The 25,583-nt window shown below is 36.7% G+C and carries 24 protein-coding genes and 1 pseudogene; 9 read left to right on the top strand and 16 right to left on the bottom strand.

Annotated features, from left to right (window positions below):
* Window positions 1–400: pseudogene (locus WBM60_RS12555) on the top strand (M42 family peptidase); the annotation flags it as partial.
* 24 nt (window positions 401–424) lie between these two features.
* Window positions 425–988 carry an NUDIX hydrolase gene (locus tag WBM60_RS12550; RefSeq protein WP_424278084.1) on the top strand — a complete coding sequence of 188 codons (564 nt, stop codon included), beginning with the start codon at window positions 425–427 and terminating at the stop codon, window positions 986–988.
* Here the strand turns inward: WBM60_RS12550 and hisS are convergent.
* The 6 genes from hisS to rpsF all read right to left on the bottom strand — a co-directional run bounded on the left by hisS (window position 968) and on the right by rpsF (window position 7,333).
* Complete coding sequence (gene hisS, locus WBM60_RS12545; RefSeq protein ID WP_424283139.1) at window positions 968–2,359, bottom strand: histidine--tRNA ligase; 1,392 nt, start codon at window positions 2,357–2,359, stop codon at window positions 968–970. The genes WBM60_RS12550 and hisS overlap by 21 nt on opposite strands.
* A gap of 64 nt (window positions 2,360–2,423) precedes the next feature.
* Window positions 2,424–2,894, bottom strand: a complete 471-nt coding sequence (locus WBM60_RS12540) for a DUF6495 family protein (RefSeq protein WP_424260386.1) — start codon at window positions 2,892–2,894, stop codon at window positions 2,424–2,426.
* Window positions 2,895–2,951: 57 nt separating this feature from the next.
* The gene (locus tag WBM60_RS12535; RefSeq protein WP_424260384.1) at window positions 2,952–6,128 is read right to left on the bottom strand and encodes a TonB-dependent receptor; all 3,177 of its coding nucleotides are present in this window, start codon (window positions 6,126–6,128) and stop codon (window positions 2,952–2,954) included.
* A 98-nt stretch (window positions 6,129–6,226) separates the two neighbouring features.
* Window positions 6,227–6,679, bottom strand: coding sequence for a 50S ribosomal protein L9 (gene rplI, locus WBM60_RS12530; RefSeq protein WP_424260382.1), 453 nt, complete (start codon window positions 6,677–6,679; stop codon window positions 6,227–6,229).
* Window positions 6,680–6,692: 13 nt separating this feature from the next.
* The gene (gene rpsR / locus WBM60_RS12525) at window positions 6,693–6,989 is read right to left on the bottom strand and encodes a 30S ribosomal protein S18 (protein WP_299161672.1); all 297 of its coding nucleotides are present in this window, start codon (window positions 6,987–6,989) and stop codon (window positions 6,693–6,695) included.
* 5 nt (window positions 6,990–6,994) lie between these two features.
* Complete coding sequence (rpsF, locus tag WBM60_RS12520; RefSeq protein ID WP_424260380.1) at window positions 6,995–7,333, bottom strand: 30S ribosomal protein S6; 339 nt, start codon at window positions 7,331–7,333, stop codon at window positions 6,995–6,997.
* Between the two features lie 241 nt (window positions 7,334–7,574).
* Here rpsF and WBM60_RS12515 point away from each other — a divergent pair, with 241 nt between their 5' ends.
* Complete coding sequence (locus WBM60_RS12515) at window positions 7,575–8,267, top strand: LytR/AlgR family response regulator transcription factor (protein WP_424260377.1); 693 nt, start codon at window positions 7,575–7,577, stop codon at window positions 8,265–8,267.
* Here the strand turns inward: WBM60_RS12515 and priA are convergent, their stop codons facing one another.
* The 3 genes from priA to nadC are packed head-to-tail and all read right to left on the bottom strand — an operon-like array spanning window position 8,268 to window position 12,577.
* Entirely contained in the window at window positions 8,268–10,724 is a 2,457-nt protein-coding gene (gene priA, locus WBM60_RS12510; protein WP_424277966.1) for a replication restart helicase PriA, read from the bottom strand.
* A gap of 29 nt (window positions 10,725–10,753) precedes the next feature.
* A complete protein-coding gene (locus WBM60_RS12505; RefSeq protein ID WP_424260373.1) occupies window positions 10,754–11,719 on the bottom strand; it encodes a YihY/virulence factor BrkB family protein in 966 nt (321 codons plus the stop codon).
* Window positions 11,720–12,577 carry a carboxylating nicotinate-nucleotide diphosphorylase gene (gene nadC, locus WBM60_RS12500; protein ID WP_424260371.1) on the bottom strand — a complete coding sequence of 286 codons (858 nt, stop codon included), beginning with the start codon at window positions 12,575–12,577 and terminating at the stop codon, window positions 11,720–11,722.
* An 83-nt stretch (window positions 12,578–12,660) separates the two neighbouring features.
* Here nadC and rlmH point away from each other — a divergent pair, with 83 nt between their 5' ends.
* The gene (gene rlmH / locus WBM60_RS12495; RefSeq protein WP_424260369.1) at window positions 12,661–13,134 is read left to right on the top strand and encodes a 23S rRNA (pseudouridine(1915)-N(3))-methyltransferase RlmH; all 474 of its coding nucleotides are present in this window, start codon (window positions 12,661–12,663) and stop codon (window positions 13,132–13,134) included.
* A gap of 41 nt (window positions 13,135–13,175) precedes the next feature.
* On the opposite strand, the gene serA is transcribed toward rlmH, so the two are convergent.
* From serA to WBM60_RS12470, 5 genes are all read right to left on the bottom strand, one after another.
* Window positions 13,176–15,068, bottom strand: coding sequence for a phosphoglycerate dehydrogenase (serA, locus tag WBM60_RS12490; protein WP_424277967.1), 1,893 nt, complete (start codon window positions 15,066–15,068; stop codon window positions 13,176–13,178).
* A 254-nt stretch (window positions 15,069–15,322) separates the two neighbouring features.
* Window positions 15,323–16,483, bottom strand: a complete 1,161-nt coding sequence (locus WBM60_RS12485) for a 1,4-beta-xylanase (RefSeq protein ID WP_424260365.1) — start codon at window positions 16,481–16,483, stop codon at window positions 15,323–15,325.
* 12 nt (window positions 16,484–16,495) lie between these two features.
* A complete protein-coding gene (locus WBM60_RS12480) occupies window positions 16,496–17,191 on the bottom strand; it encodes a DUF3307 domain-containing protein (protein WP_424277176.1) in 696 nt (231 codons plus the stop codon).
* Complete coding sequence (locus tag WBM60_RS12475) at window positions 17,188–17,799, bottom strand: SatD family protein (protein ID WP_424260361.1); 612 nt, start codon at window positions 17,797–17,799, stop codon at window positions 17,188–17,190. Before WBM60_RS12475 ends, WBM60_RS12480 begins: the two co-directional genes overlap by 4 nt.
* Window positions 17,800–17,921: 122 nt before the next feature.
* Window positions 17,922–18,374, bottom strand: coding sequence for a methyltransferase family protein (locus WBM60_RS12470; protein ID WP_424260359.1), 453 nt, complete (start codon window positions 18,372–18,374; stop codon window positions 17,922–17,924).
* 75 nt (window positions 18,375–18,449) lie between these two features.
* On the opposite strand from WBM60_RS12470, the gene WBM60_RS12465 reads away from it, so the two are divergent.
* From WBM60_RS12465 to WBM60_RS12445, 5 genes are all read left to right on the top strand, one after another.
* Window positions 18,450–19,031, top strand: a complete 582-nt coding sequence (locus WBM60_RS12465; protein ID WP_424260357.1) for a non-canonical purine NTP diphosphatase — start codon at window positions 18,450–18,452, stop codon at window positions 19,029–19,031.
* Window positions 19,032–19,182: 151 nt separating this feature from the next.
* Window positions 19,183–20,982 (top strand): DEAD/DEAH box helicase, encoded by a 1,800-nt coding sequence (locus tag WBM60_RS12460; RefSeq protein ID WP_424260355.1) that lies wholly within the window; start codon window positions 19,183–19,185, stop codon window positions 20,980–20,982.
* A 74-nt stretch (window positions 20,983–21,056) separates the two neighbouring features.
* Entirely contained in the window at window positions 21,057–21,836 is a 780-nt protein-coding gene (locus WBM60_RS12455; protein ID WP_424260353.1) for a carboxypeptidase-like regulatory domain-containing protein, read from the top strand.
* A gap of 132 nt (window positions 21,837–21,968) precedes the next feature.
* Entirely contained in the window at window positions 21,969–23,660 is a 1,692-nt protein-coding gene (locus WBM60_RS12450; RefSeq protein ID WP_424277177.1) for an alpha-amylase family glycosyl hydrolase, read from the top strand.
* A 72-nt stretch (window positions 23,661–23,732) separates the two neighbouring features.
* Window positions 23,733–24,545, top strand: a complete 813-nt coding sequence (locus tag WBM60_RS12445) for a metallophosphoesterase (RefSeq protein ID WP_424259099.1) — start codon at window positions 23,733–23,735, stop codon at window positions 24,543–24,545.
* Window positions 24,546–24,555: 10 nt separating this feature from the next.
* Here WBM60_RS12445 and WBM60_RS12440 read toward each other — a convergent pair whose 3' ends face one another.
* Window positions 24,556–24,933, bottom strand: coding sequence for a VOC family protein (locus WBM60_RS12440; RefSeq protein ID WP_424259100.1), 378 nt, complete (start codon window positions 24,931–24,933; stop codon window positions 24,556–24,558).
* A 9-nt stretch (window positions 24,934–24,942) separates the two neighbouring features.
* A complete protein-coding gene (locus tag WBM60_RS12435; protein ID WP_424259101.1) occupies window positions 24,943–25,470 on the bottom strand; it encodes an SRPBCC family protein in 528 nt (175 codons plus the stop codon).
* Between the last annotated feature and the right edge of the window lie 113 nt (window positions 25,471–25,583).

Raw genomic sequence — 25,583 nt, 5'->3', positions numbered from 1 at the left:
CATACGCCCGAATGCTGCGATTATTACCGATGTGTGCCATGATACAACGACACCTATGATCGACAAGAAAAAGCAGGGGCATACAGAATTAGGTGCCGGCCCTGTAATTTCTTATGCTCCGGCAGTTCAGAATAAACTTAGAGAACGAATTATTGAAACCGCCGAAGCCAAAAAAATTCCATTTCAGCGCATGGCGGCATCCAGATCTACCGGGACTGATACAGATGCCTTCGCCTATAGCAATGGCGGAGTGGCCTCTGCCCTAATTTCTCTGCCTTTAAGATATATGCACACTACCGTAGAAACGGTACATAGAGATGATGTGGAAAATGTAATTCGCTTAATTTATGAAACCTTATTAAATATTAAATCCGGAGAGACATTCAGCTACTTTGATTAACTCAGACTTTTAAATAAATGCATTTTGTGCGATCAGAATATGGATGAACTTATAGACAGGCTGGATGAACGAGGTAAGTTTACCGGTAAGACTATTTTAAAATCTGTAGCACATCAGCAGGGCGTCTTTCATCCCACGGTGCATATTTGGTTTTATACTAAAAGAGGGGAAGTACTGATACAACAAAGAGGGAAATTCAAGGATACTCATCCTCTACTTTGGGATGTTTCCGTTGCCGGACATATTGGTGCCGGAGAAGACATTTACAAAGCGGCCATAAGGGAGGTTAAGGAAGAAATAGGACTGAACATAGCAGAAGAAGATCTTATTAAAATCGGGGTTTTTAAATCGAGTCAGCATCACCGAAAAGATCTCATAGATAATGAATTTCACTATACATTTCTATGTAATTTAAAGGTTCCTTTTAGCACTTTAAAAAAACAGGATAGCGAAATTGAAGCTTTAAACATGATTCCTCTGATTAAGTTTGCAGAAGAGGTTTGGGGGTTAGCCAATACTGCGAAATATGTGCCGCATAGTACCGAATATTACAAAACAATTATAAAGTCAATTAAGGAACAACTTTAAATCCTGCAGAAATCCGTCAAAATCTTTGGAGTCATAGGTTTTCTGATCTCCTTGAGACATGTTTTTGACTACAAATGAATTATCTGCTAATTCGCGATCACCAATGATTACAATAAAAGGCACATTCCTTTTATTTGCATACTTCATTTGTTTCTGCATTTTGGAAGAATCAGGATAAATATCGACCTTAACATCTTCTTTTCTCAGCTTTCCAATTAATTTTAGTGATGCCATAGCCTCCTGCTCTCCAAAATTTAAAAATAACACATCTAATGGCCGGCCGATGTTATCCGGAAAGAGGCCCAATTCTTCCATAACCAGATATATTCGATCCAATCCAAAGGAAATTCCAATTCCGCTCATATCCTTTAACCCGAAAATCCCGGTAAGATCATCATAGCGGCCACCTCCACCAATAGATCCCATGCTTATTTCAGCAGGGGGCGCTACTTCAAAAATGGTGCCCGTGTAATAATTAAGTCCCCTTGCCAAAGTGACGTCTAAAGTAAGCTGAGCAGAAATTAATCCTAATTCAGCTGCGGCATCTAAAATAAAGGCAAGGTCCTCAACCCCTCTAAGGCCTTCTTTAGAATCTTTCAAAAAGTTTTTAAGCTGTTCTAATTGTTCAGAATTTGTGCCGGTAAGTGAAAACAGCGGTTGTGCCTTTTCTATTGCACCAGGAGAAATTCCTTTTTTCAACATTTCATTTACAACCCCTTCTTTACCAATCTTATCTAGTTTATCGAGTGCTACAGTAAAGTCTACCAGGCGATGTTTTTCTCCAATAACCTCGGCAATACCGGATAAAATTTTTCGATTATTCAGTTTTATAGTTGCCTTTTTCAAATTTAAATCTGTAAAAACGGCATCGTACAGTTGTATGAATTCTATTTCCTGAAGAAGGGAATTAGCGCCAACCACATCGGCATCGCACTGATAAAATTCCCGAAACCTTCCTTTCTGAGGCCTGTCTGCACGCCATACCGGCTGAATTTGATAACGCTTGAATGGAAAGTCTATCTCATTCTGATGCATTACCACATATCTCGCAAAAGGTACTGTCAGATCATATCTTAACGCCTTATCCGTAATTTTTCGGGTAAGGGATTTTGAGTTTTTGGAGTTATAGGTATCGTCATCAACCTTGCTTATAAAATCACCAGAATTCAAAATTTTAAAAATCAACCTATCACCCTCATCACCATACTTTCCCATAAGGGTTTCTGAGTTTTCGAAAGCAGGTGTTTCTATAGGTTGGAATCCAAAATTTTTGAAATGTTTTTGAATGGTTTGAACAATAAAATTTCGCTTTTCGATCTCAGCAGGCGAAAAATCTCTGGTTCCTTTTGGTATGGATGGTTTTTGTGCCATAAATTATGCTAACTGCTGCAAATATAATTGTTTGTGCACACCTGTCTAAGATGGAGGTCTAATATTATCCAATAATATTATCAAACCATTGGTATAATTCTCCTTTGGTAATAATCGAACCTTCCTGTATAAGTTTAAATTTATCAAGATTTTTATCCTCCGTATAAGCTTTGGAAGCGTGGAGGTATTCAACAAAATCTGATTGCCAGTTCTTTTTAAACCAATTAAAACCAAGAGCAGTATTTAAATCAATATCCGGATTTAAGATTTTTACGGAAATCAGTTTCATTTCCTTATCCGCTAAATGGAATAAATGCATCTGCTGCTTAGAAATATTCTCCAAATAAGTAACTTTACCAAGCACACCTTCCCATACCAGATCACTAAATACATCCAATTCTTCTTCAACCACCTGAGGTTTATTTTTCTTTATAGTTTCCCATTCGGTTGCTGTAATGGACTGAGTTGCAAGAAAATTGATAAACTCATTATGCAATTCTTCAAATTGCTGTTTTGTTAACCTGGCGTATTTCATTTTACAAAAATAAAAAGGCCGCACAAAATGTGCAGCCCAATTTAAATTAAATGTTGTTTAGTTAAATATATAACGCACTCCAATCTGCATTCTCCATCTGGAAATCTCTGAGGTAACAGCTCCAAAAGTACTATTTCTACTTGGATCAAAAGTATAGGTAGGTGTATTAGTATCATCAACGCTAACACCCATTAACTGATCAAAGTTAGGCGCCTCAACAACACCCCAGTTAGAGTTAATAAGATTTCCGAAATTAAGAATATCAAGACTTATTTGAAATTTGTTTTTGTCATTAATATTAATATCCTGCAAGACTTTTACATCAAAAGTCCCCCTCCATGGTGCTAAGGCACCATAGCGCTCAGCATATTGCCCCCTTCGACCACTTAGGTAATCATCCTGCTGAATAAATGCTTCAAAAGCTTCAGCCTGTCCCGGTCCGCTAAAGGCCATTTGGGTTACTTCCGAAGCCGTTGGAATATAGAGCAGGTCGTTAATGCTAGATCCATCATTGTTGATATCTCCTCCATAAATATAATTATAACGTCCACTTTTTGCATATTCAAAGAATGCCGAAACTGTAGTCCCAGAGGAGAATCCTTTTGAGAAAACCCCAATAAACCTGTGCGTATCGCCATACCTTGAAAAAGAAAGCACATCTTTATTTGCATCGCCAACTATGGCATTTCCGGCAAAGGCATCTCCCGTAATTTCAGCGTCGATTGAATTTACTTCTTTAGCGTTTAAAAAACTATATGCTGCCATAGCGTAGATACCATTACGCCATGTTTTTTGAGCTTTTACGGAAGCGTTCCAAATTCTTCCTTTATCAGAATTGGTAAACACATAGGCATTGGTGGGGCCTCCGAAAATTTGTGATTTATCATCGTTTGAATACACCGCCCGGTTATCTACTCCATTTAAAGTCAGGGAAGGAGAGCTAAGACCCCAGTTTTGAACATGAGCCGCATGAATATCCTTTGTGTATGATACATCTGCCGTTAAAATTAATCCATCTTCAAATTGTTTGTCAACACCGACGTTTGTTCTCCAAACCTGCGGCCATCTGAAATCAGGATCTACTAATTGATAGAAGAAAAAGTCTACCCCCTGTACCTGATTGCCCAGCCATACGAAAGGAAATCTTCCTGTAAATATTCCCGAGCCCCCTCTGATTTGTAATGTTTTATCGCTTTTTACATCCCAGTTAAACCCAACCCTCGGGGAGAGTAATACTTTATTAGTTGGTAATTTTTCTGAGTCAAGAAGTATGGGTTCATTGGTTGTTGGGTCAAAATATTGGATAGACGGAATATAAGTACCCATTTCACCTCCTTTTCGCGCTATATTTTCGCTGATTTTCTCTGACGTATCGAAATATAAGGGTTTGTCAAAGCGAATACCATAGGTAAGTTTGAAATTTTCCTTTATATCCCATTGATCCTGTAGATAAAAGGATAATTGACCCACATTGGTTTCCGCAAGTGCCCATCCGCCAGGGTTTCCCGTTCCGGCAGCATTAAACGCATTATTAGTTGCAATAGCATCATCAAATGATTGCTGAAGTGCTCCTGAACTTGCGAAATTTGGAAAATCTGTAATTGTCGTAGTTGGAAAGAAAACTCCCTGAGCACCATATGCCCCTAAGTTAAAAGAGTTGTCAAATTCAAATTTTTCAAAGGAAAAACCAATAGTAAATGTATGATCTCCTTGAAAATAGTTTAGGTTGTTCGTTATCTGAAATACTTTTTGATCCAGCGTATTATTAATGGAGAAAGGCTCATGACCGGCAATTATATAATTTGAGCTACCTGTATCATCCAGGATTACAATGCTTGGTGCAGGCGTAGAGAAAGGATTCCTAAAGTCATCAAAGTGTGTATATCCTACCTGCAATTTGTTAGTAGTCTGATCTGTTAATTTGGTATTTAGTTCCAATTGAAAGGATTGAATTTTATTATTTATTTCATAACCCGCATTTTCAAACTGTAAAGTCTGCGTATTTGGCCCCCTAAAGGCAATAGCATCTCTATTAGCTGGTTTGCCCTTTGATGCATCGAGAAAATTATAAATAATTGCCAATCGGTTTTTATCATTAATATTCCAATCAAGTTTTATTATCCCTTTGGTAGATTCCTGATTGAAATTAAATCCTGTGTATCTCCCGGGGTTATAGAAAATATCATTACCACGGTCATCCTGACCTATAACTACCTGGCGAAGCAAATTATCGACTAATTGAAAATCGGATTCCAAAACCCTGCTTTCATTTATTTCCCCTGTACCGGTATTCGGCACAAAGCCGTCTGTTCCAAGCGATGTTAACTCATCGCGCTCAAAATTCACAAAAAAGAATAATTTATTCTTTATAATAGGGCCACCAATACTAACACCATATTGCTTTTGTTCTAATCCCGTTTTAAAAACTTTATCGCCATTAATCTTTCCTCCTGTCAGATCATCATTCCGAAAAAAACCATATACCGTACCATATAATTCATTGGTCCCACTTTTTGTTACCGCATTAACAGATGCCCCTGTAAAACCAGACTGGGTAACATCATAAGGTGCTGTTGTCACCTGAATCTGATCTATAGCATCCAATGAAATTGGCTGCGAACTGGTTTGCCCGCCGGGTGTTGCAGCATCCAATCCAAATGGGTTATTAAAGATGGCGCCATCCAGGGAAAAATTGTTGTACTGGTCATTTCTACCACCAAAGGATGTCCCGGAAGCACCTGAAGATGCAGTAGGATCAAGCCTGGTAAAATCAGAAGCAGATCTCGAAATAGTGGGTAATCTTGTTAATTCCCTATTCCCAATACTGGTTTCCTGACCTGTGCGATCACTTCCAAAAGTTCCACCTCTGTCTGAAGTTACAGTAACTTCATCCAGGGCCTGGCTTTCAGCTACCAATTTGGCATCTATATTAAATGTTTTCCCTAAGGATAGATAAACATCACTTTGAGTTTGTGTTTTATATCCGATATAAGAAATTGTAAGCTCGTATGGGCCTCCTACTCTAAGATTTAAAAGGTTAAACCGGCCATCTTCATTAGTCACTGTACCATTCTTAGTTCCCGTAGGAGTATGGATCGCAACTATATTTGCTCCTAAAAGGGGAATTCCCTGATCATCAACCACGGATCCCCTGATGTTAGCGCTGGTAACCTGGGCATTAACATTAATTCCAATACAAAGAAAAATAAGACATAGAAGTGATGAGATTTTCATTGGTTTTGAGTTTAGTTGTTAGTGCTTCAGGGAAATAAAAATATAAAAAAAAAAGAGCTATGCGGACATAGCTCTTTTAAGTTATCAACCAATTTGGTTTACTTCTTTTCAGCCACAACTTCGAAAGGAAATTCTACAACTACATCTCTATGAAGTCTAATTTGAGCTTCATAAGGCCCAGCGCGTTTAATTGTACCACCTTTTATAATGATATACTTTTTATCAATTTCATGACCTTCTTTCGCTAAAGCATCCGCTACATCCATATTTGATATAGATCCGAATAATTTTTCTGCAGCTCCTACTTTTGCTGAAATTTTGATCTGCAGTTCTTTTAATGCATCTGCAGTCTTATTGGCGGTAGCCACTACCTCTTTCTCTTTGTGTGCTTTTTGCCTTAAGTTTTCGGCAAGTACCTTTTTGGCCGATGGAGTTGCCAGCATGGCCACTCCCTTAGGTATAAGGTAGTTTCTACCATAACCGTTCTTCACTTTCACTACGTCATCCTTAAAACCAAGGTTTTGGACGTCTTCTTTTAAAATAAGTTCCATGCTCCGTTGTTTTTTACTTTAATAAATCTCCAACATAAGGCATAAGTGCCAAATGACGTGCTCTTTTAACGGCCTGGGCCACTTTTCGCTGATACTTTAATGAAGTTCCGGTTAATCTCCTTGGTAAAAGCTTTCCTTGTTCATTTACCAATTTCATCAGAAAATCAGGATCCTTATAGTCTATATATTTGATTCCGGATTTTTTAAATCGGCAATATTTCTTAAGCTTATTAGTCTCAATATTAAGAGGGGTCAAATACCTGATTTCACCGTCCTTTTTACCTTTTGCTTGTTGTTCTATAGATGCCATATTACTTACGCTTTAGCTTTTAATCTTGTTCTTCTTTTTTCCGCCCATTCAATGGCATGTTTATCCAATTTAACGGTCAGGAAACGCATAATACGCTCATCTCTTCTGAATTCCTGCTCATACGGGGTAATTACCTCTCCGGGAGCTTTAAATTCAAATAAGTGATAAAAACCACTTTTTTTGTTCTGTATTGGATAGGCTAATTTCTTAAGCCCCCAATTTTCTTTAGCCACTATTTGGGCCTCATTTTTCTTTAAGAAATCCTCAAATTTCTTTACTGTTTCCTCTATCTGAGTATCTGATAGAACGGGATTTAAAATGAAAACAGTTTCGTAATTGTTCATATTATTTTATGTTTTTTAGGAGCGCAAAAGTAATAATAATTCGTTCTAATTACAAGAAATTGAAAAAATCTTCGTTATAGGTATCAAGAATCAAAGAAATTAAACTTAACCTATTAAACTTAAAATGTATAATCATTTACCATTTACACGCAAAAATTAACAATGTTTACAACTTTTATTGCAGTTAAACTTGTTTTTTCGGTACTTTGTCGATGATTTAACCCCACAAATCAACCCCTTTATGAAACTAAGAAGTATTGTTGTTGATGATTCGTCTATGCAACGTATGGCAGTTGCAAAATTAGTTAACAATCATCCTAACCTAGCGCTAGTAGCTGATTATAGTAATGCTATTGAAGCGAAAAACGGTATCAAGAACAATGAAATCGATTTGATTTTTCTTGATGTGGAAATGCCTATTATCAGTGGTTTTGACTTATTGGAGTCCTTAGAGAATAGCCCTCAGGTGATTTTAATAACCGGTAAACCGGATTATGCTTTAAAAGCATTTGATTATGATGTAACCGATTATCTCCACAAACCTATTACAATGGCCCGTTTTGATGCCTCTGTTAAAAGAGCAGTAGCCAAATATGAGCAGATGAATAAGGTGAATGAAGATGAAGAACATATTTTTGTTAAGAGCAATCTCAAGAAAAGAAAAGTTATCCTCAATGATATTAAGTGGATAGAAGCCTTAGGTGATTATATAAAATTAGTTACAGATGAGGCTAATATTGTTATTCTTTCAACAATGAAGGCTTTTGAAAAACAATTACCTGAAGACAAATTCTTAAGAATTCATAAGTCTTATATTGTAAATCTTGAAAAGATAGAGAAATTTAACAGTAAGAATGTTGAAGTAAGCGGCAGGTCTATACCATTAAGTAGAAACAAAAAAACAGAACTGGCAGAAGCATTAAGCAATGTTTAATTACATATAATCTACATTATAGATTATACGAACGCCTTTGAACTGAGAAACAGCATCAAAAGAAATTTGAATTCTTTTGATGTTTTTTTTTGTTTTTTGAAGAGGCACGCCTTTTGGGATCTTAATCAAAACATGTTTTAAGTATTGGTTCCGTATTCGGGCAACCGGCGGAAATTCCGGCCCTAATACTTCAATTTCACTGGCGTTACGCAGGGCCTTTGCAAACCAGGCAGACGCTTCATTTAACTTGTTGTACTCTTTGTGCTTAAAGCTAATTCTTATGATCTTGTTGATCGGAGGATATTTATACTGCTCTCTTTCATACAGCTGTTCCTGAAACATTCCTAGATAATCTCCCGTGGTAACCTGCTTAAGTATCTGATGGTAAGGGTTGAAAGTTTGAATTATTACTTTACCTCTTTTTTTTGTCCGGCCAGCTCTGCCTGCTACCTGAGTAAGTAATTGATAGGTGCGTTCATGTGCCCTGAAATCTGGAAAATTCAAAAGCGCATCTGCATTCATAATTCCTACAAGATTGACATTTCTAAAATCAAGGCCTTTAGTAAGCATTTGGGTACCTACCAATATATCCATTTCCTGATTTTCGAAAGCATGAATAATCTTGGCATATGCATGTTTACCCCTGGTGGAGTCCAGATCCATACGACCCACTTTAGCCGATGGAAAAATCGTATTTAATTCCTGTTCTACCTGTTCTGTGCCAAAGCCTTTAGTGTCTAAGGTATTGCTTCCGCAGGCCAGGCAGCTAGTTGGTATAGGGATATGATGTCCGCAATAATGGCATCTTAGTTGTTTTCTATGCATATGATATGTCAAACTCACATCACAATTGGGACACTGAGGAGAATGCCCGCAGGTAGTACATTCTAAAATTGGGGCATAACCCCGTCTGTTCTGAAACAAAATTACCTGTTCCCCCTGATTTAGTGTTTCAGTGATTTCCTCTAATAGGCGTTCAGAAAAATGCCCCTTCATTCGTTTTTTTCGATGCTGCTCCTTGATATCTACTAATTCCATATCAGGCATTAAAACATTTCCAAACCTTCTGTCTATTTGTGCATATCCGTATTTAGTTGTTTGGGCATTCTTATAGCTCTCTATGCTTGGGGTTGCAGAGCCCAGGAGAACATTACAATTAAACAGGCCTCCGAGTATAATTGCAGCATCTCTGGCATGATAACGTGGTGCAGGATCAAACTGTTTAAATGAGGTTTCATGTTCCTCATCTATAATTATCAGGCCCAAATCTGCAAAAGGTAGAAATAAAGCAGAACGAGCGCCAACAATTAGCTGTGCTTTTGATTTATTATCTAAAACATTCTTCCAAACTTCAACTTTTTCCTGCATATTGTATTTGGAATGAAAAACGGAAATAGCGGAACCAAAATATTTCTGTAATCTTGAAATGAGTTGTGTAGTAATCGCAATTTCCGGGACCAGATATAATGCCTGCTTTCCTTCATTTATACACTCTGCAATCAGTTTTACATATACCTCCGTCTTTCCCGAAGAGGTGACCCCTTTTAGTAGCGTAACTTTTTTATGATCAAAGTTTTGCCTAATTGTATTTAATGCTGTAACCTGGTATTCATTTAACTTTTTAGGCAGCTTAAGCTCCGTGGTACTGTTCAATACTACACGATCAGTTTGAATAAAATATTCTTCAAGAACTTCTTTATTTATTAGTGCTCGTATTACAGCGCGGCTCGACTTGCTGTCAATTTCTAATTCATCAAGCTTTATTGGTTTTTTTTTAGTCGCCTGAAGATGAAATAATGAAAGAACGACCTGGCTTTGTTTGGGTGCTCTCGTAAGTGAATCCAACAATTTCTCCAGTTCGGCCTCTTTATTATACCGCTGCCCCAGCCGAACATAACGTACCATTTTTGGCTTGTACTGTTCATGAATTTCTTCCTTTAATACTATAGCTTTAATTTTAATAAGCCTGTTGAGAATAGGGAGAATATTCTTTTTTTCGACAATTTCCATAACATCATTAACACGAAGGATGTTTTGGTATTTCAGGGCCTCGTAGACCAGGAATTCATCGTCTTTTAATTGATCTTCATCAATTATGACATCTTTATTCAGCAAAATCAGTGTTTCACTTTCCAATAAAAGTGCACTTGGGATGGCACTTCTGAAGACTTCGCCAAGTGTGCACATGTAATAATCCGCTATCCACTGCCAATGTTTCAATTGAATTGATGTCACAATAGGTTCTTCATCCAGAATATCATGAATGGCTTTAGCCTCATATACCAATGGTGGTCTATTATGAAGTTCAACAACAAGAGCGGTATAAAGTTTGGACTTCCCAAATGGCACGGCTACTCGCATTCCCAATTTCAATTTCGCTGCTTGGTATTCAGAAATGCGATATGTAAAATGCTTTTCCAAAGGAATTGGCAGTATGACATTTATAAAGATTTCCATTGGGTTATACTATTTATTGACCTTAAACCTCATTTCTGATGTTCTTTTCTGAGATAATTAAGAGACGCATTCAGTTCAAATCCGAGTAGTAGAATATTGGAATTCAGCCATATATATACCATAAGAATCAATAATCCCGCCAGGGCTCCATATAATTCGTTATATTTTGCAAAGTTGTCAATATAAATCCCAAACATAAAGGATGTCAAAAGAAATAACAAGGTAGTCATTAAGGCACCATAAGAAAAGAACTTAGCCTGTTTGCCTTCCCTGGTACCGAAATAGTATAAGATAGCCGTAGTAAGATAGGAAAGCAGTATAAAAAACAAGGTTTTACCAACTTTTGCTCCCACAATATCATTTTCTGAAAGATCATATCCTCTTGTTTCGGCCGCCCATTCACTTAAATATTCCAAAATATAAAACTCAAAGTATACATAACCCACCGCACCAAAGATCAATAAAACGGAAAGAAGAAAGCCTACCATCATGGCATAGGCATATTGCTTAAAGAAATTCCTTGTGAGATTTATATGGTAAGAATCTTCAAAACCACCAAAAATAGCACTAACACCATTGGTCATTAAAAAAATTGACAAAATAAACGCTGAAGAAAGCAATCCTCCACTCTGCTGATCTTTTATCTGATAGTAAATTACTTCAAAATATTCACCGGTAGCGGATGGTAAAAAAGACTCCAGAAAATCAAGAAATTGGCTATCAAAATTTTCATTACCTACACTCACATAGGGAATGATAAAAGGGATTAATGTAAACAAGAAAATAAGTAAAGGAAAAAGAGCCATAAAAAGGCTGAATGCAATAGAACTAGCCCGGGTTGAAAGTGCGCCCTGAACTATCCCTATAATGTACATTTCTACAAGATCATAGAGAGAGAGCCCTTCAAATGCCGGGAGCTTAATTTTTTTAAGTAGTCTGACTACCCAATTGACTATAGGAATCTTCTCCAGTTTTCGTTCTATTTCCTCCGACATCTAAATTGCTTTAAGACTTAGGTCTTTGTTATATACTGAATGTGTTAAAGCACCAGAAGAAATATAATCTACACCGCAATCTGCATACTTCCTAATCGTATTCTCATTTATTCCGCCGGATGATTCGGTTAAACAACGATTCCCAATGAGCGCCACTGCTTTTCTTGTATCCTCATAGCTGAAATTATCCAGAAGAATCCTAAAAACACCTTGAGATTTCAGAATTTCCTCCACTTCCATCAGATTTCTCGCTTCAACAATAATTTTTAATTCTTTATTCGATTCCTTCAAATAGAGTTTGGTTTTTTCTATTGCCTGGGTAATACCACCCGCAAAGTCTATATGGTTGTCTTTCAGCATAATCATATCATACAAAGCAAACCTATGATTCTCTCCTCCTCCAATGGTAACAGCCCATTTTTCAAGAGCCCTTATTCCAGGAGTTGTTTTTCGGGTGTCCAGGATTTTTGTTTTAGTCCCTTCCAGAAGCGAAACAAAATAATTAGTTTTAGTAGCAATTGCGCTCATGCGTTGCATGGCATTTAAGACAAGTCTTTCGGCTTTTAAAATAGATTGCGATCTTCCTTCAACATAAAATGCTACGTCCCCAAAATTGACTTTTTGACCATCATTTAAGAGAATTTCCATTTTTAAATCCTTATCAACATAATCAAAAGTCTGTCGCGCAAATTCAACGCCTGCTAATATGCATTCATCTTTTACTAACAGCTTTGCCTTACCCATTGAATTCTGGGGAATACAAGCAAGTGAACTATGATCTCCATCACCTACATCTTCCCTAATGGCATTTTCTATTATTAAAGATATCTCCTTTTGGAATTGTTCTTCTGATATCATTTTTGCAACTTGTAGGGTACTAAATTAGTAAAAACATATGCCAATAAAGAAATTCAATTTCCTTTAAATTATAACTTAGATACATGAGGATAAAACTTCTTACCATAGGAAAAACAGATAATGGAGAGTTACAGAAGCTGATAGATGTTTATCTGAAGAGATTGAAACACTACGTAAAATTCGAATTGGCAGTTTTACCAGATATTAAAAATACCAAAAAACTATCTGCTTCTGATCAAATGGAGAAGGAAGCTGAGTTAATCTTAAAAAATATTAACAGCACGGATACAGTTTTTTTATTAGATGAAAATGGTAAGGAATATACTTCTGTAGGATTTGCCAATCAATTGCAAAAGCAAATGAATTCGGGTATTAAAGAATGGGTTTTGGTTATAGGGGGTCCCTACGGCTTTAGTGATTCCATTAAACAAAAAGCAAATGGACAAATTAGTCTCTCAAAAATGACTTTCTCACATCAAATGGTCCGCTTATTTATTGTTGAACAAATTTACAGGGCATTTACCATTCTCAGGAATGAGCCTTATCATCACAAGTGAGGTCGCGCTAATGATTAATCAACTACATATCAAAAAGAAGTTTAGTATAAAACTCTAAACTTAATAGTGTTTTCTACTTTTTTGAGTGCTTTAATTACCTCTTTGTTATAATCCCTGTCCAGATCAGTGATCACATAACCTACATCACTATCCGTAGAAAGGTATTGTCCGGAAATATTCATCTCATAAGTAGCGAGGACCTCATTAATTTTAGCCATAATTCCCGGAACATTTCTATGAATGTGCAAGAACCTATGGGCCTTATCCTGTTTAGGCAATCGTATATTTGGAAAATTAACCGCATCCACCGTATTCCCTGAATTGACATAATACATAATCTTGTTGGGTACGAAATCAGCAATATCCCGCTGTGCTTCCTCAGTACTACCTCCAATATGTGGAGTTAGAATAACGTTCGGGATTCCCTGCAATTCTGAGACAAAGGGTCCATTGGACTTGGGTTCATCAGGAAAAACGTCTATTGCTGCACCGCGTAGTTTGCCACTTTTAAGAGCTTTTACAAGAGCTGGTATATCCACTACAAAACCTCTGGAAAGATTTAAAAGCATGGCGCCTTCACGCATTTGGTTAATTTCACGTTCACCAATAAAATTAATATTGGCTTTATTGTCATCCAGATGCAAGGAAACCGCGTCGGAAACATTTAATAAATCTTCAAGAGTTTCGCATTTTACTGCGTTCCCCATTGCTAATCTGTCTTCAATATCATAGTAATAAACACGCATTCCAATTGCCTCAGCCAGTACTGACAGTTGTTTGCCTATATTTCCATAACCGACAATTCCCAGGTTTTTTCCCCGAATTTCTTTAGAATTTATAGCTGTTTTATTCCATTCACCATTGTGTATTTCAGTACTTCTTGGAAAAACATTTCGAAATAACATAATGATTTGCCCAATAGCCAATTCAACAACAGACCTGGTATTGCTATATGGAGCGTTAAACACCACTACCCCTTTCTTTTTACAATAATCCAAATCTATCTGAGTGGTCCCAATACAAAAGGCTCCTACCACCAGTAATTTATTTGCAGCATCCAAAACCTTAGGAGTAAGTTTTGTTTTGGAACGGATTCCCAGGACGTGTACTCCCTTTATCTTTTCAATAAGTTCATCTTCCGATAAACTTTGTTCTATGAGCTCTACTGAGAAACCATCTTCCGAAAGATTATCAAAAGCAGCCGGATGCACATTTTCCAATAAAAGTATCTTAATTCTATTTTTTGGATAAGAAAGGCTTCTTGGCAGGTCGTTAATGAATAAAAACTCATCCAAATTAGGGGCAACATGATCCGCATTGTCAGCTGCTTTATCCCTGTGAACGTTTTCTGTATAGGCAAAAAATTTGTGAGCAATGCCTGCTTCCCGCATAACATAATCACTATACCCATCCCCTATCACCTGCACTTCACCTTCAAGATCGAGCTGCTTTAAGCATTCAATTTTACCATTATGGGTAGCCAGGACATTCTTTTCATCAAAACCTATAATGTTTCCTTCCTGGTCAAATTTAAATGTATTAGCATAAACCCTTTCAGATGGAATATTATACTCTTTTACAATAGGATCTATAAATTCTTTAAATCCACATGAAATCACATAAATGTCGTCAGAGTACTTTTCAAAAAACTCCTTGTTGGCAGCAATTGATTTTGAGATCTTTTGCCGCAACTCATCAACAAGCGGATTTAAGTGATTCTTATGTGCTTTGAGGAGTTTAATTCTTCTTTCCAGGGATTCGGTAAAAGAAATATCACCGTCAATTCCAAGATTGGTAATTTCCTGTATTTCATGAATGACATCTTCTCTATTAGACTTGCCGTGCAAAGTCATTTCGGCCAGTACATCCAAGGCTTCTACTCTGGTTAAGGTACTATCAAAATCAAAAACATACTTGCGTCCCACTTCCGTCATCCTTTATAAAAGTTAGGCGGTAAAATTATAAATTAATTTGACGCTTTATGAAATCATGATGTAAAAATGGAGATAATTCATTTATCTATGAATTCCGTTGCTGATTTTAAGTCTTAAAGCCCTTATGAATCAGATATCCAAATTATCAATTTTACGTTTTACTCCCATTAGCACCCTAAAGCAAGGTAAGTAGCTAAATAAGTTGAGAAAGCCCTTGGGACCAATAGATAATAATTGAATGGCAATCGGCTGGTTTACGGCAAATGATCCGTTAATTCTTTGATATAATTTATTTCTTCTTTAGAATATGGAGTGCCGTCCTGTCGCAGGATATCATGATGCCAGATTTTTGGTTCAGAAGTAAATGTAGAATCCCAGCTTTTCCAGGGGTAAATAGTGTTTGTTTTACCTGAAACAAATCCCCAATTAATAGCTGCAATTTTATCTTTTTTTAGAATTGGCAGGACTTTTTGGAAAGTATTCCCAGCGCCTCTCGCTAGATACTCGGTACAAAATAAGGGTCTATTGTATTTTTGTAGTTCGGTTATTTTCTTCTTAACATTTTCTATTTCCCCATCATACGCATGGAATGAAATAACATCAGAATTCATAAGCATATATCTATCCAAAGCTGGTAAACTATCCGGAGTACCCCAATGGGCAATATTTCCTTTCCAAATACCAGTAGTCAATGGCTGACTGGGGTTTATTTCTCTTGCCCATCCCATTACTTTTTTTAAAAGTATGAGTGAAAACTCATGTTTATTATTTACTTCAAGCTCACGTCTTCCTGGCTGACCAGCAATATTATCAGGTTCATTATATACATCCCAAACCAGGACTCTTTCATCATTGGCAAAATGCCCCACTACTCCTTTAATGTACGACTCTAATTCATCATGACGGGTGGTATCTCCCAGAATTTCAGCACCTGGCGACTGCACCCATCCTGAGTTGTGCACATGTGGAACAGGTTCTGGTTGAACGCCTGGTTTAGGAATTGGGTGCCACACATCATCCAGCAAAACAAACATGGTCTTTGTCTTATGTTTTTGCGCCAATCCTAAATAGATATCCAGCCGATTTAAAAAGCCAATAGAATCCTGGCTCCAAAGTAAGTTATGAAGATATACGCGGTGCAAATTCATTCCAAGATCTGCAGACCATTTTAATTCTCTGTCAATTGTTTCAGGATCAAAGGTATCTTCCTGCCAGAACTCAAGTTGATTTATGGATGAACTAGGATTAAAATTAGCTCCCAGATACCAGGGTTGCTTATCATACCACTCCCAGGCCTTCTCAGAAGACCATCGTTGGCCTTCAACTACGACGACTTGCTTACCTGGCTTTTTTGAATTTTGCTCCCCGCATGCAAGCGCGAGAAAAAAAAGTATACAAACCCCTAAATATTTCATAAACCGTTTATTTTAGTAATTGTAAATAATACCTGTAAGAATAGCAATTCCAAAACTCAATAGGGTCCCTATCAAAATATATTCCGTTAATTTTCTGCTGTTACTTTCTTTCAAATCGTTAAATCGAAATACAGATTTGGCAGTAATAAGCAGCCCAATTGCTTCCCATCTTCCCATAATAATGAAAATAAGAACAAATAAACGCTCTATTATACCAATGTATTTTCCTGCACTAGGAAGTGATTTATGATCTAAATTTATCTGATTCGACATCCCTTCCAATAAAATACTCATTATAATGGCTGCAGGATAAGTCACAAAAACTATAGCGGTTAAAAGCGGCCAGTCTATTTGTTCTATTAAAGTGATCGTATGCCCCAGAAGATTACCGTAATAAGCGCATATATACAACACTGCTATATGCAGAAATTGATCTATAAAAAAAGGAATGCGCTTATTTTTAAATAAAGGCGTCACATAAATTTTAAGCAAGTCGATAATATAATGAGAGAGGGCAATAAACAGGGCCATTTTCCAATAGTCTATATTCCATAGCAATAAGATAATGACCAAAAAATGAATTAGGATATGGAGATATAGAAATCCGGAAGCAACTTTCTTAGCCTCTTTCTGAATAACCCATCGTTTTGGTTGTAAAAGAAAATCACCAATTATGTGAGCCAGAAAAAGTTTTGTAAAAAGTATCATGTCCGGGGGCTTTTATAGTTTTTATCGTAATAATTTAACAAGTCTTTGACCAGATCTAATCGTGCTCTTTTTTGCCTCTGGCTTACGGCAGATTGTTGTATCTGCAATTGATCTGCAATTTCCTTTTGGGAAGCTCCTGGATCTTCAAGGGCCATTACAATGATTTCTGCAGATACCACACTCCAGGTATCCATAAAATCCAATCCTAATTTCAACATTAAATTAAGTGTGTCTTCTAATTGTGAATCTGCTGTGGCTATAGCCAGATTTATTTTTTTCTCCTTTAACAGACTTAAGGTTCTGCCCGACCTTTGATAGGCCGAACCATTGGATTCACTGACACCAACGCCCCTAAAATCTTCATCTCCCAAGCCAATCCCAATTCGTACATCCAGGTATTTAATAGTTTTGATCAGAGCTTTAATTTGAATGGCCACTTTCAATGCTTTTTCAGGTGCAATTCGTATTTGAAATTCATCCCCCCTGTATATTTCCCATACCCCGGGTGAATCACCCAGTTCCCGTAAAAAATTCTTTAAAACTGGCATCCAATCGGTGGTTTTATAACCTGCCGAATTGACAATATCTCCGGTTAAAACTGCAATCATTATTATAAGCTTAAATGCTAATATACATAAATATTATTTAATATGCTAATATTTTTAATTATAAGTTATATTGCTAATATATAAGTTAAGAAATACTTGTTAAAAGCAACATTCCTCCTAATTCAAAACCATCTTCTTACTTTTATACAGTAATCCCTGTATTTTTTGCCAAACAAGCCGGCTAGTGTTGATTCCTCGGGTTGAATCTGAAAAGCGTTCATATATGAAACAAAACCAGCCGCCAAAAGAACATTGAATGCATTGGCTAACCATAGTGCCCAGCTTAATAATATTAATAACAAACCCAAATACATTGGATTACGTGAGAATTTATAAATACCATTTGAAACCAAAGAAGTGGCTTTAGATGGGTTTTTAGAATCTGCCGAAGTCCGGGCAACGTAAAACTGAATAAATGCGATACAACTAATTACTACCGCCAATATCAGCATTATCCTAATTAAATACTTTCTGCCAAAAAAATCGAAATATCCAAACGGCAAGAATTCAGCTAACAGGTACATTAGACTCCCAAATATCAAAAAAACAATTACAGGCGGTAGTTTAAGCTTCATGATAGAAAAATAGTGGAATTAAAATTACTACTTTTAGCATTTACAACAATCCTTTTTTGTGAATTCCTATGACTTATGGACCTCGTTTTCGCCACACACAATGCAAATAAATTAAAAGAGGTAAGTCTATTGCTTCCCAAAGATATCCGACTTATCTCCTTGGAAGATCTTGGCTGCAACGAAGAAATACCGGAAACGGGGACAACCCTTGAAGCCAATGCACAATTAAAAGCGGACTATATTACCAAACACTATGGAATTTCTTGTTTTGCAGATGATACAGGGCTTATCATAGATGCACTTAACGGGGCACCGGGAGTTCATTCCGCCAGATTTGCCGGTGAAGAAAAGGATTCGGAAAAAAACATGGAAAAAGTTTTATTTGAGTTAAAGAACATCACCTCTCGTACAGCCAGATTTAAAACAGTAATCGCCTTAAATCTAAATAAAAAAAGAATCCTATTCGAAGGAGTTGTTGAAGGCAGAATAACTAAAGAAAATCTAGGTGCCCAAGGTTTTGGATACGATCCTATTTTCATTCCAATAGGTTATGACCAAACCTTTGCTCAATTACCAATCCAAATAAAAAACGAAATAAGCCATAGAGGAAAGGCACTTCAAAAACTTATTATATACCTTACTAAGCAGGGAATATAACAAGTTAACCACCATCTAAATAAATAAGAGTATCTTTGCCGCTTAAATTGAAGCCGCTAGTATAGCATGTGTTGCGCTGAGTCTAATAAGTTATAAGGATAATCGCTCTATGCAACATACATATTTGCGATTAGGTAAATTATAACATATTATGACGAAATTTGAAGCATTGGGGCTCAATAGCGCCCTACTAAATGCTATAACCGATTTAGGATTTGAAACTCCATCGGAGGTTCAGGAAAAATCCATCCCTCTTTTATTAGAAGGTGAAATAGATTTAGTGGCTCTGGCTCAAACCGGAACCGGTAAAACTGCTGCTTTTGGGTTTCCCTTAATTCAAAAAATAGACAGTGAAAGTAGAACTACACAAGGGTTAATATTATCCCCAACCCGAGAGCTATGTTTGCAGATTACCAATGAAATGCAATTGTATTCGAAATATGTAAAAGGTTTGAATACTGTAGCCATTTATGGAGGTGCAAGTATAACTGATCAGGCACGGCAAATCAAAAGAGGTGCACAAATCGTTGTCGCCACTCCGGGTAGAATGAAGGACATGATTGGCCGTGGAATCATAGATATTTCCAAAATTGACTATTGTATTCTTGATGAAGCAGATGAGATGCTAAATATGGGGTTTTATGAGGATATAAAGGACATTCTTTCAAATACACCCAAAGAAAAATCTACCTGGCTTTTTTCAGCTACTATGCCAAAAGAAGTAGCTACCATAGCTAAAAAGTTTATGCACAACCCAACGGAAATTACCGTAGGTGCTAAAAATTCTGGTGTGGACACTGTACAACATGAACATTATGTGGTGGGTGGACGCGATAGGTATTCTGCATTAAAACGTCTTGCCGATGCTAATCCGGGAATTTTTTCTGTGGTCTTTTGCCGAACTAAACGTGACACTCAAAGAGTTGCCGAAAAGCTAATTGAGGACGGCTACAATGCCGGGGCACTGCATGGCGATTTAAGCCAAAATCAACGCGACATGGTAATGAATGCTTTCCGTAAAAAGCAAATTCAAATGTTGGTGGCCACAGATGTTGCGGCCCGAGGAATAGACGTAGACGATATTACCCATGTAATTAATTATCAGCTTCCCGATGAAATAGAGACCTATACACATAGGAGTGGGCGAACTGGAAGAGCCGGTAAATCTGGTATTTCGATGGTGATAGTCACGCGAAGTGAATTGCGAAAAATTCATGCCATAGAGAAAAAAATACAGCAAAATTTCATTGCTAAAAAAATACCTACCGGAATAGAAATTTGTGAGATTCAATTGTATCATTTGGCCAATAGAATCCGTACTACAGAAATAAATGAAGAAGTAAGTAATTATTTACCAGCTATTAACGATGTACTGGAAGGCCTGGACAGGGATGAATTAATCCAAAAAATTGTTTCCGTAGAATTTACCCGTTTTTTTAATTACTACAGTAAAACCAAGGATCTAAATTCCGCTGAACCTGATCGCGGAGAAAGAAGGAAAGGCAAGGAGTCTGGCGATTTTTCTAAGGACGGATCTGTTCGATATTTTATAAATGTAGGAGAGCGCGATGGGTATGACTGGATGTCTTTAAAAGACTTTTTGAAGGATACGCTTCAGCTGGGTAAAGATGATATATTCAAAGTAGATGTCAAAGAAGGTTTTTCCTTTTTCAATACAGAAGCAACCCTTAAGGATCAAATTCTGGAGACATTTACAGACTTTAAGATAAAAGGACGATTTATAAACGTTGAAGTCTCTAATAGTCCTGAAGGTGGAGGGCGAAGAAGGGATAAAGGGCCAAGGAAAAGCAGAGACAGCAAGGACTGGGATAAAGGCCGTGGAAAAAAGAGGGAAGGTAGCTTTTCAAAAAGCGGTTCAAGAAGATCAGGATCCAAACAGGGTTCATCTTCCGGAAATAGACGCAGTAAAAAAAGAGATGGTTTCTATTAGTTAATTGTATATTAAAAAATGTGCCAGGGTATCTATTTTTATTTTATTCGTATTATAAATTAGCATTGCACTAAATGAAGAAGTATTTATTGTGCTTGTTTTCATTAATCAGTTTTGTCGGGATATCACAGGAAAGTGAAGCTGAGCAGAAAGAACAAGAATTTCAGGCAGTAGTTATTAACGCGCAATCCAATACCCCTTTGGAAAGTGTTCATGTAATAAACCTCAACAAGGTTGTTGGTACTATAACCAACTCCAAGGGTGAATTTTCTATGAAAGCCTCTGTTAACGATACGCTTTACTTCTCATATTTAGGCTTTAAATCGCAGAAAATTCGTGTTACGAATGATATGTTTAAGTTTGAAAACACCAAGATTGCACTGACGGAACTCGCTTATGCCTTGGAAGAAGTGATTGTTAAGCCATACGAATTAACGGGCTATCTTGAAATTGATGTAAAAAACCTGCCCATTAATACTTCATATCAATATAGCATCTCAGGATTACCCACCAGCTATGAAGCCGGAAGTAAAAATCCAAGTGCGGTAACAAAGGTTTTAGGTTCCATTCTTAATCCTGCGGATCTTCTAAGAAATTTATTTGGAAAACAACCCAACCAGATGAAAAAGTTAAGGCAAATAAAAGATGATGATGACATCAGGGATCTCCTTGCTTCGAAATTTGATCGGGAAACACTTAAAGAACTATTACAAATTGATGAATTTGATATTAATGATATTCTTTCTAATTGCAATTATTCAACCTCCTTTATAAAAACAGCCAATGATTTACAAATATTGGATGCAATTAGCAGTTGTTATGAAGAATTCAAAGTGCTCAACAGAAAAAAGTAACTTCGTAGTTAAGAGCTCATTACCAATATAAATAATTGATGTAAGAATAGCCTTATGAAACAAATTAAGGGCCTTCGAAATAAATTTTATTTTTCCGCATTCATTTTATAGCTTTAGACAAAATCTATGAACATGAAAAAACTGCTTATTGCAATTGCAGTTTCTGCACTTTTTTTTACTTGCAAAGTTGAAAAAAATGAACCCCAAACTCCAGCTTCCACAGTTAAAGACAGTACTCAAATAGTTCAGAAAAAAGTTCCATTTGTCTGGCAGGGTGCTAATATCTATTTTTTATTAACAGACAGGTTCAATAACGGTAATCCCGAAAATGATCTGAATTTCGACCGTACAAACGAAACAGCTCCTTTAAGAGGTTTTATGGGTGGCGATATTCAGGGTATCACAGACAAAATTGAAGAAGGTTACTTTTCAAAATTAGGAGTAAATGCTATTTGGTTTACACCAGTAGTAGAACAAATCCATGGAGATACAGATGAAGGAACAGGGAATACATATGCTTATCATGGATACTGGGCAAAGGATTGGACCGCCCTGGATCCCAATTTCGGCACTAAAAAAGATCTTGAAAATCTTGTAAAAACAGCTCATAAAAATAATATAAGGATTTTGATGGATGTGGTAATTAACCATACGGGGCCGGTAACCGAGCAAGATCCGGTATGGCCGGAAGATTGGGTAAGAACAACCCCTGTTTGTGAACATACGAATTATGAAACTACAACAAGTTGTACTTTGGTTGCGAACTTGCCTGATATTTACACAGAGTCTGATGAAGCGGTTGAGCTACCGGATGCATTACTGGCAAAATGGAAGGATGAAGGGAGACTTAGTAATGAGTTGGATGAACTTCAACTCTTTTTTCAAAGAACGGGTTACCCCCGTGCTCCCAGGTTTTATATCATTAAATGGTTAACAGACTATGTTAACGATATGGGTATTGACGGTTTCAGGGTAGATACAGCTAAACATGCCGATGAAAAAACATGGTTAGAATTATATGTAGAAGCTTCCAAAGCATTTGAAACCTGGAAAAAAAAGCATCCGGAAGATGTATTGGATAACACCGCATTTTATATGGTTGGTGAAGCTTACGGCTACGAAATTTCTACAGGTAGAGAATTCGATTTTGGTGATAAGAAGGTTGATTATTTTGAATATGGCTTTGAAAGTCTAATAAACTTTGAACTAAAAAATGATGCTAAAAAGTCTTACGAAACAATTTTTAAAAAATACAATAGTATCCTGAACTCTGAATTAAAAGACAAAGGTGTACTTAACTATCTGACTTCACATGATGATTCAGAACCCTTTGACAAAGACAGGAAGAGACCCTATTATATGGCGAACGTGCTTTTCCTAACCCCGGGAACTTCACAGATTTATTACGGAGATGAATCTGCGCGGGATCTTACTATTGAAAACACAGAAGGGGATGCTACTTTAAGATCATTTATGAATTGGGAAGAAATTGATAGTCTCCAGGAAACTAAGAATATTCTAACTCACTGGCAGAAATTGGGAAGTTTTCGAGCTAATCATCCTGCCATAGGGGCCGGAAGACATAAACGTCTAAGTAAAAAGCCCTATGTTTTCAGCAGAACCTACATTAATGAAAATTTTAAGGACAAGATCGTGGTAGGACTAGATTTACCCAAAGGTAAAAAATCGCTTTGGGTTAAAGGATTCTTTGGAGACGGAACAAAACTTTTTGACACTTATTCCGAAACTTATGTTGAAGTGAAAAATGGAAAGGTAATCCTGGAAAATGATAATAATATAGCCCTCCTTGAATTAGCAGATTAATTGGAGTTCTTAAAGGAAAGCATAATCAATATTTGGAATCCATACGATTTATGCTTCTAATTAAGGGGTTTTATGAAGATGAACAGGAGAAATTTTATCATTAGGTCCTTTTTTGCCCTGCTGGGGTTATTCCTTTTTGACATTTTTTGGTTCGAGAAGTATGTAATTCAATGGACCACTTATGATCTCTCCAATTCGGAAAATAAAATAAAAATCGTTCATTTAACTGATCTTCATATAAATGAATTAAAATCTTTCCATAAGGCTATTGCCAAAAAAATTAACCAAGAGTTACCGGACCTAATTTGCATTACGGGAGATTCTGTCAACCGCAATAACGGATTACCCGTTTTAAATCAATTTTTAGACCTTATCAGCAAAGAAATACCGAAAGTGGTAATCATGGGAAACAAGGAATATGCGGGGAAAGTAGATATAAATTCTTTCAGAGCTTTAATTAAGAAGCATAATGGCCAATTACTTATTAATGAAAGTTTAAAATTCTCAACGGCTAACAGAAACCTTGCTATCATTGGTATTGATGACTTTATTGGAGGTAATCCCGATTTCACAAATGCCCTAACAGGATATGATAGTGCAGAAGAAGCCATTGTACTAAATCATTGTCCTGAGTATAGTGATGAAATAGCTCTTCTAAATGAAATTCAAAAAGTAAATATTAAGCTCATATTGTCTGGTCATACTCATGGCGGGCAAATAACATTTCTTGGGAAAGCATTTTATAAACCAGGTGGCTGTGGTAGATTCTTAAGAGGATGGTACAAACTGAATGATATCAGAATGTATGTGTCCAAGGGCATTGGTACAAAATATATTCCTATACGAATGGGATGCAGAGCAGAAGCTACTATATTTTATGTTTAAGTTAAACTATTTATTTTAAGGAGTGAAGGGCTATCCTATTCCCTTCCGTATCTGTTAGGAGCGCCATAAAACCATGCCCTCCTCCTATCTCCTTTTTTTGTTGAATTATAGAGCCTCCGGCATTCGTTACTTTGGCCAGTTCCACGGCGAGGTCTTTACAGGAAAAATAAAGAAGCGGACCAGCAGTGTCACTTGGAATATACATCTCATGTTTAACTAAAGATCCCGAACTACCAGTTTTGCCCTGGAAACCCGGGAACCAACCCATGATGATTCCGCCTAAATCATGAACAGAAATTGAAATATCAAAAACTTCCTCATAAAATTTTCTGGCCCGTTCCATATCTTCCACTGGTATTTCGAACCATCCTACCATATTGTGCTCCATAATTCAAAGTTATTTTTCCAAAATGTCTTTTAAACTAACTAAACCTTCTTCAAAATCTTTGCCTACGGCCTTATCCATATTCATAAAAAGCATCATAATGCTTACAGGAAACTTATTCTTGCCAGAAAAACCCCAGGTAACTTCAGTTTCCCCTTCACTAGTTTCTTTTACCCTTAAATATGCATCTGATTGGGACTTCCAGGGTTTTAGAAAACGTAACTCACTTTCTATTACTTCATTTTCAACGATTCGCTTTATCTCCTGTTCGCCACTACCAACATCCTTGTTTCCTTCCCATTTGCTGGTAGCGCCTATTTCACCATCGATACCTTCAAATTCTTTCTTCATATTTGGATCTCTTTTACCCCAAGGACTCCAATTATCCTGATTTTTCAAATATTTAAGATATTCGAATACAACCGGAACAGATTGCTGCACTTTTATACTTCTGCTAACATCATAATTTTTAGGTGCAATCAAAGCTAAAATTATAACTAGAACAACTATGCCCGCGAGTATGTATAATATTGTAGTCATTTGTTTATCAGTTAATTGGTTACCTTTAAATATAAATAAATTTAATTTTCTATCCTATATCTTTCTATAATTTCATCAATACTTTTAATAGATTTTTTAGTCCAATCGAACCG

Source organism: Eudoraea sp. (genome assembly GCF_049669105.1).
Taxonomy (GTDB): Bacteria; Bacteroidota; Bacteroidia; order Flavobacteriales; family Flavobacteriaceae; genus Eudoraea.
Note: the sequence above shows the minus strand (reverse complement) of the source record. Positions and strands in the feature narration are given on the sequence as shown.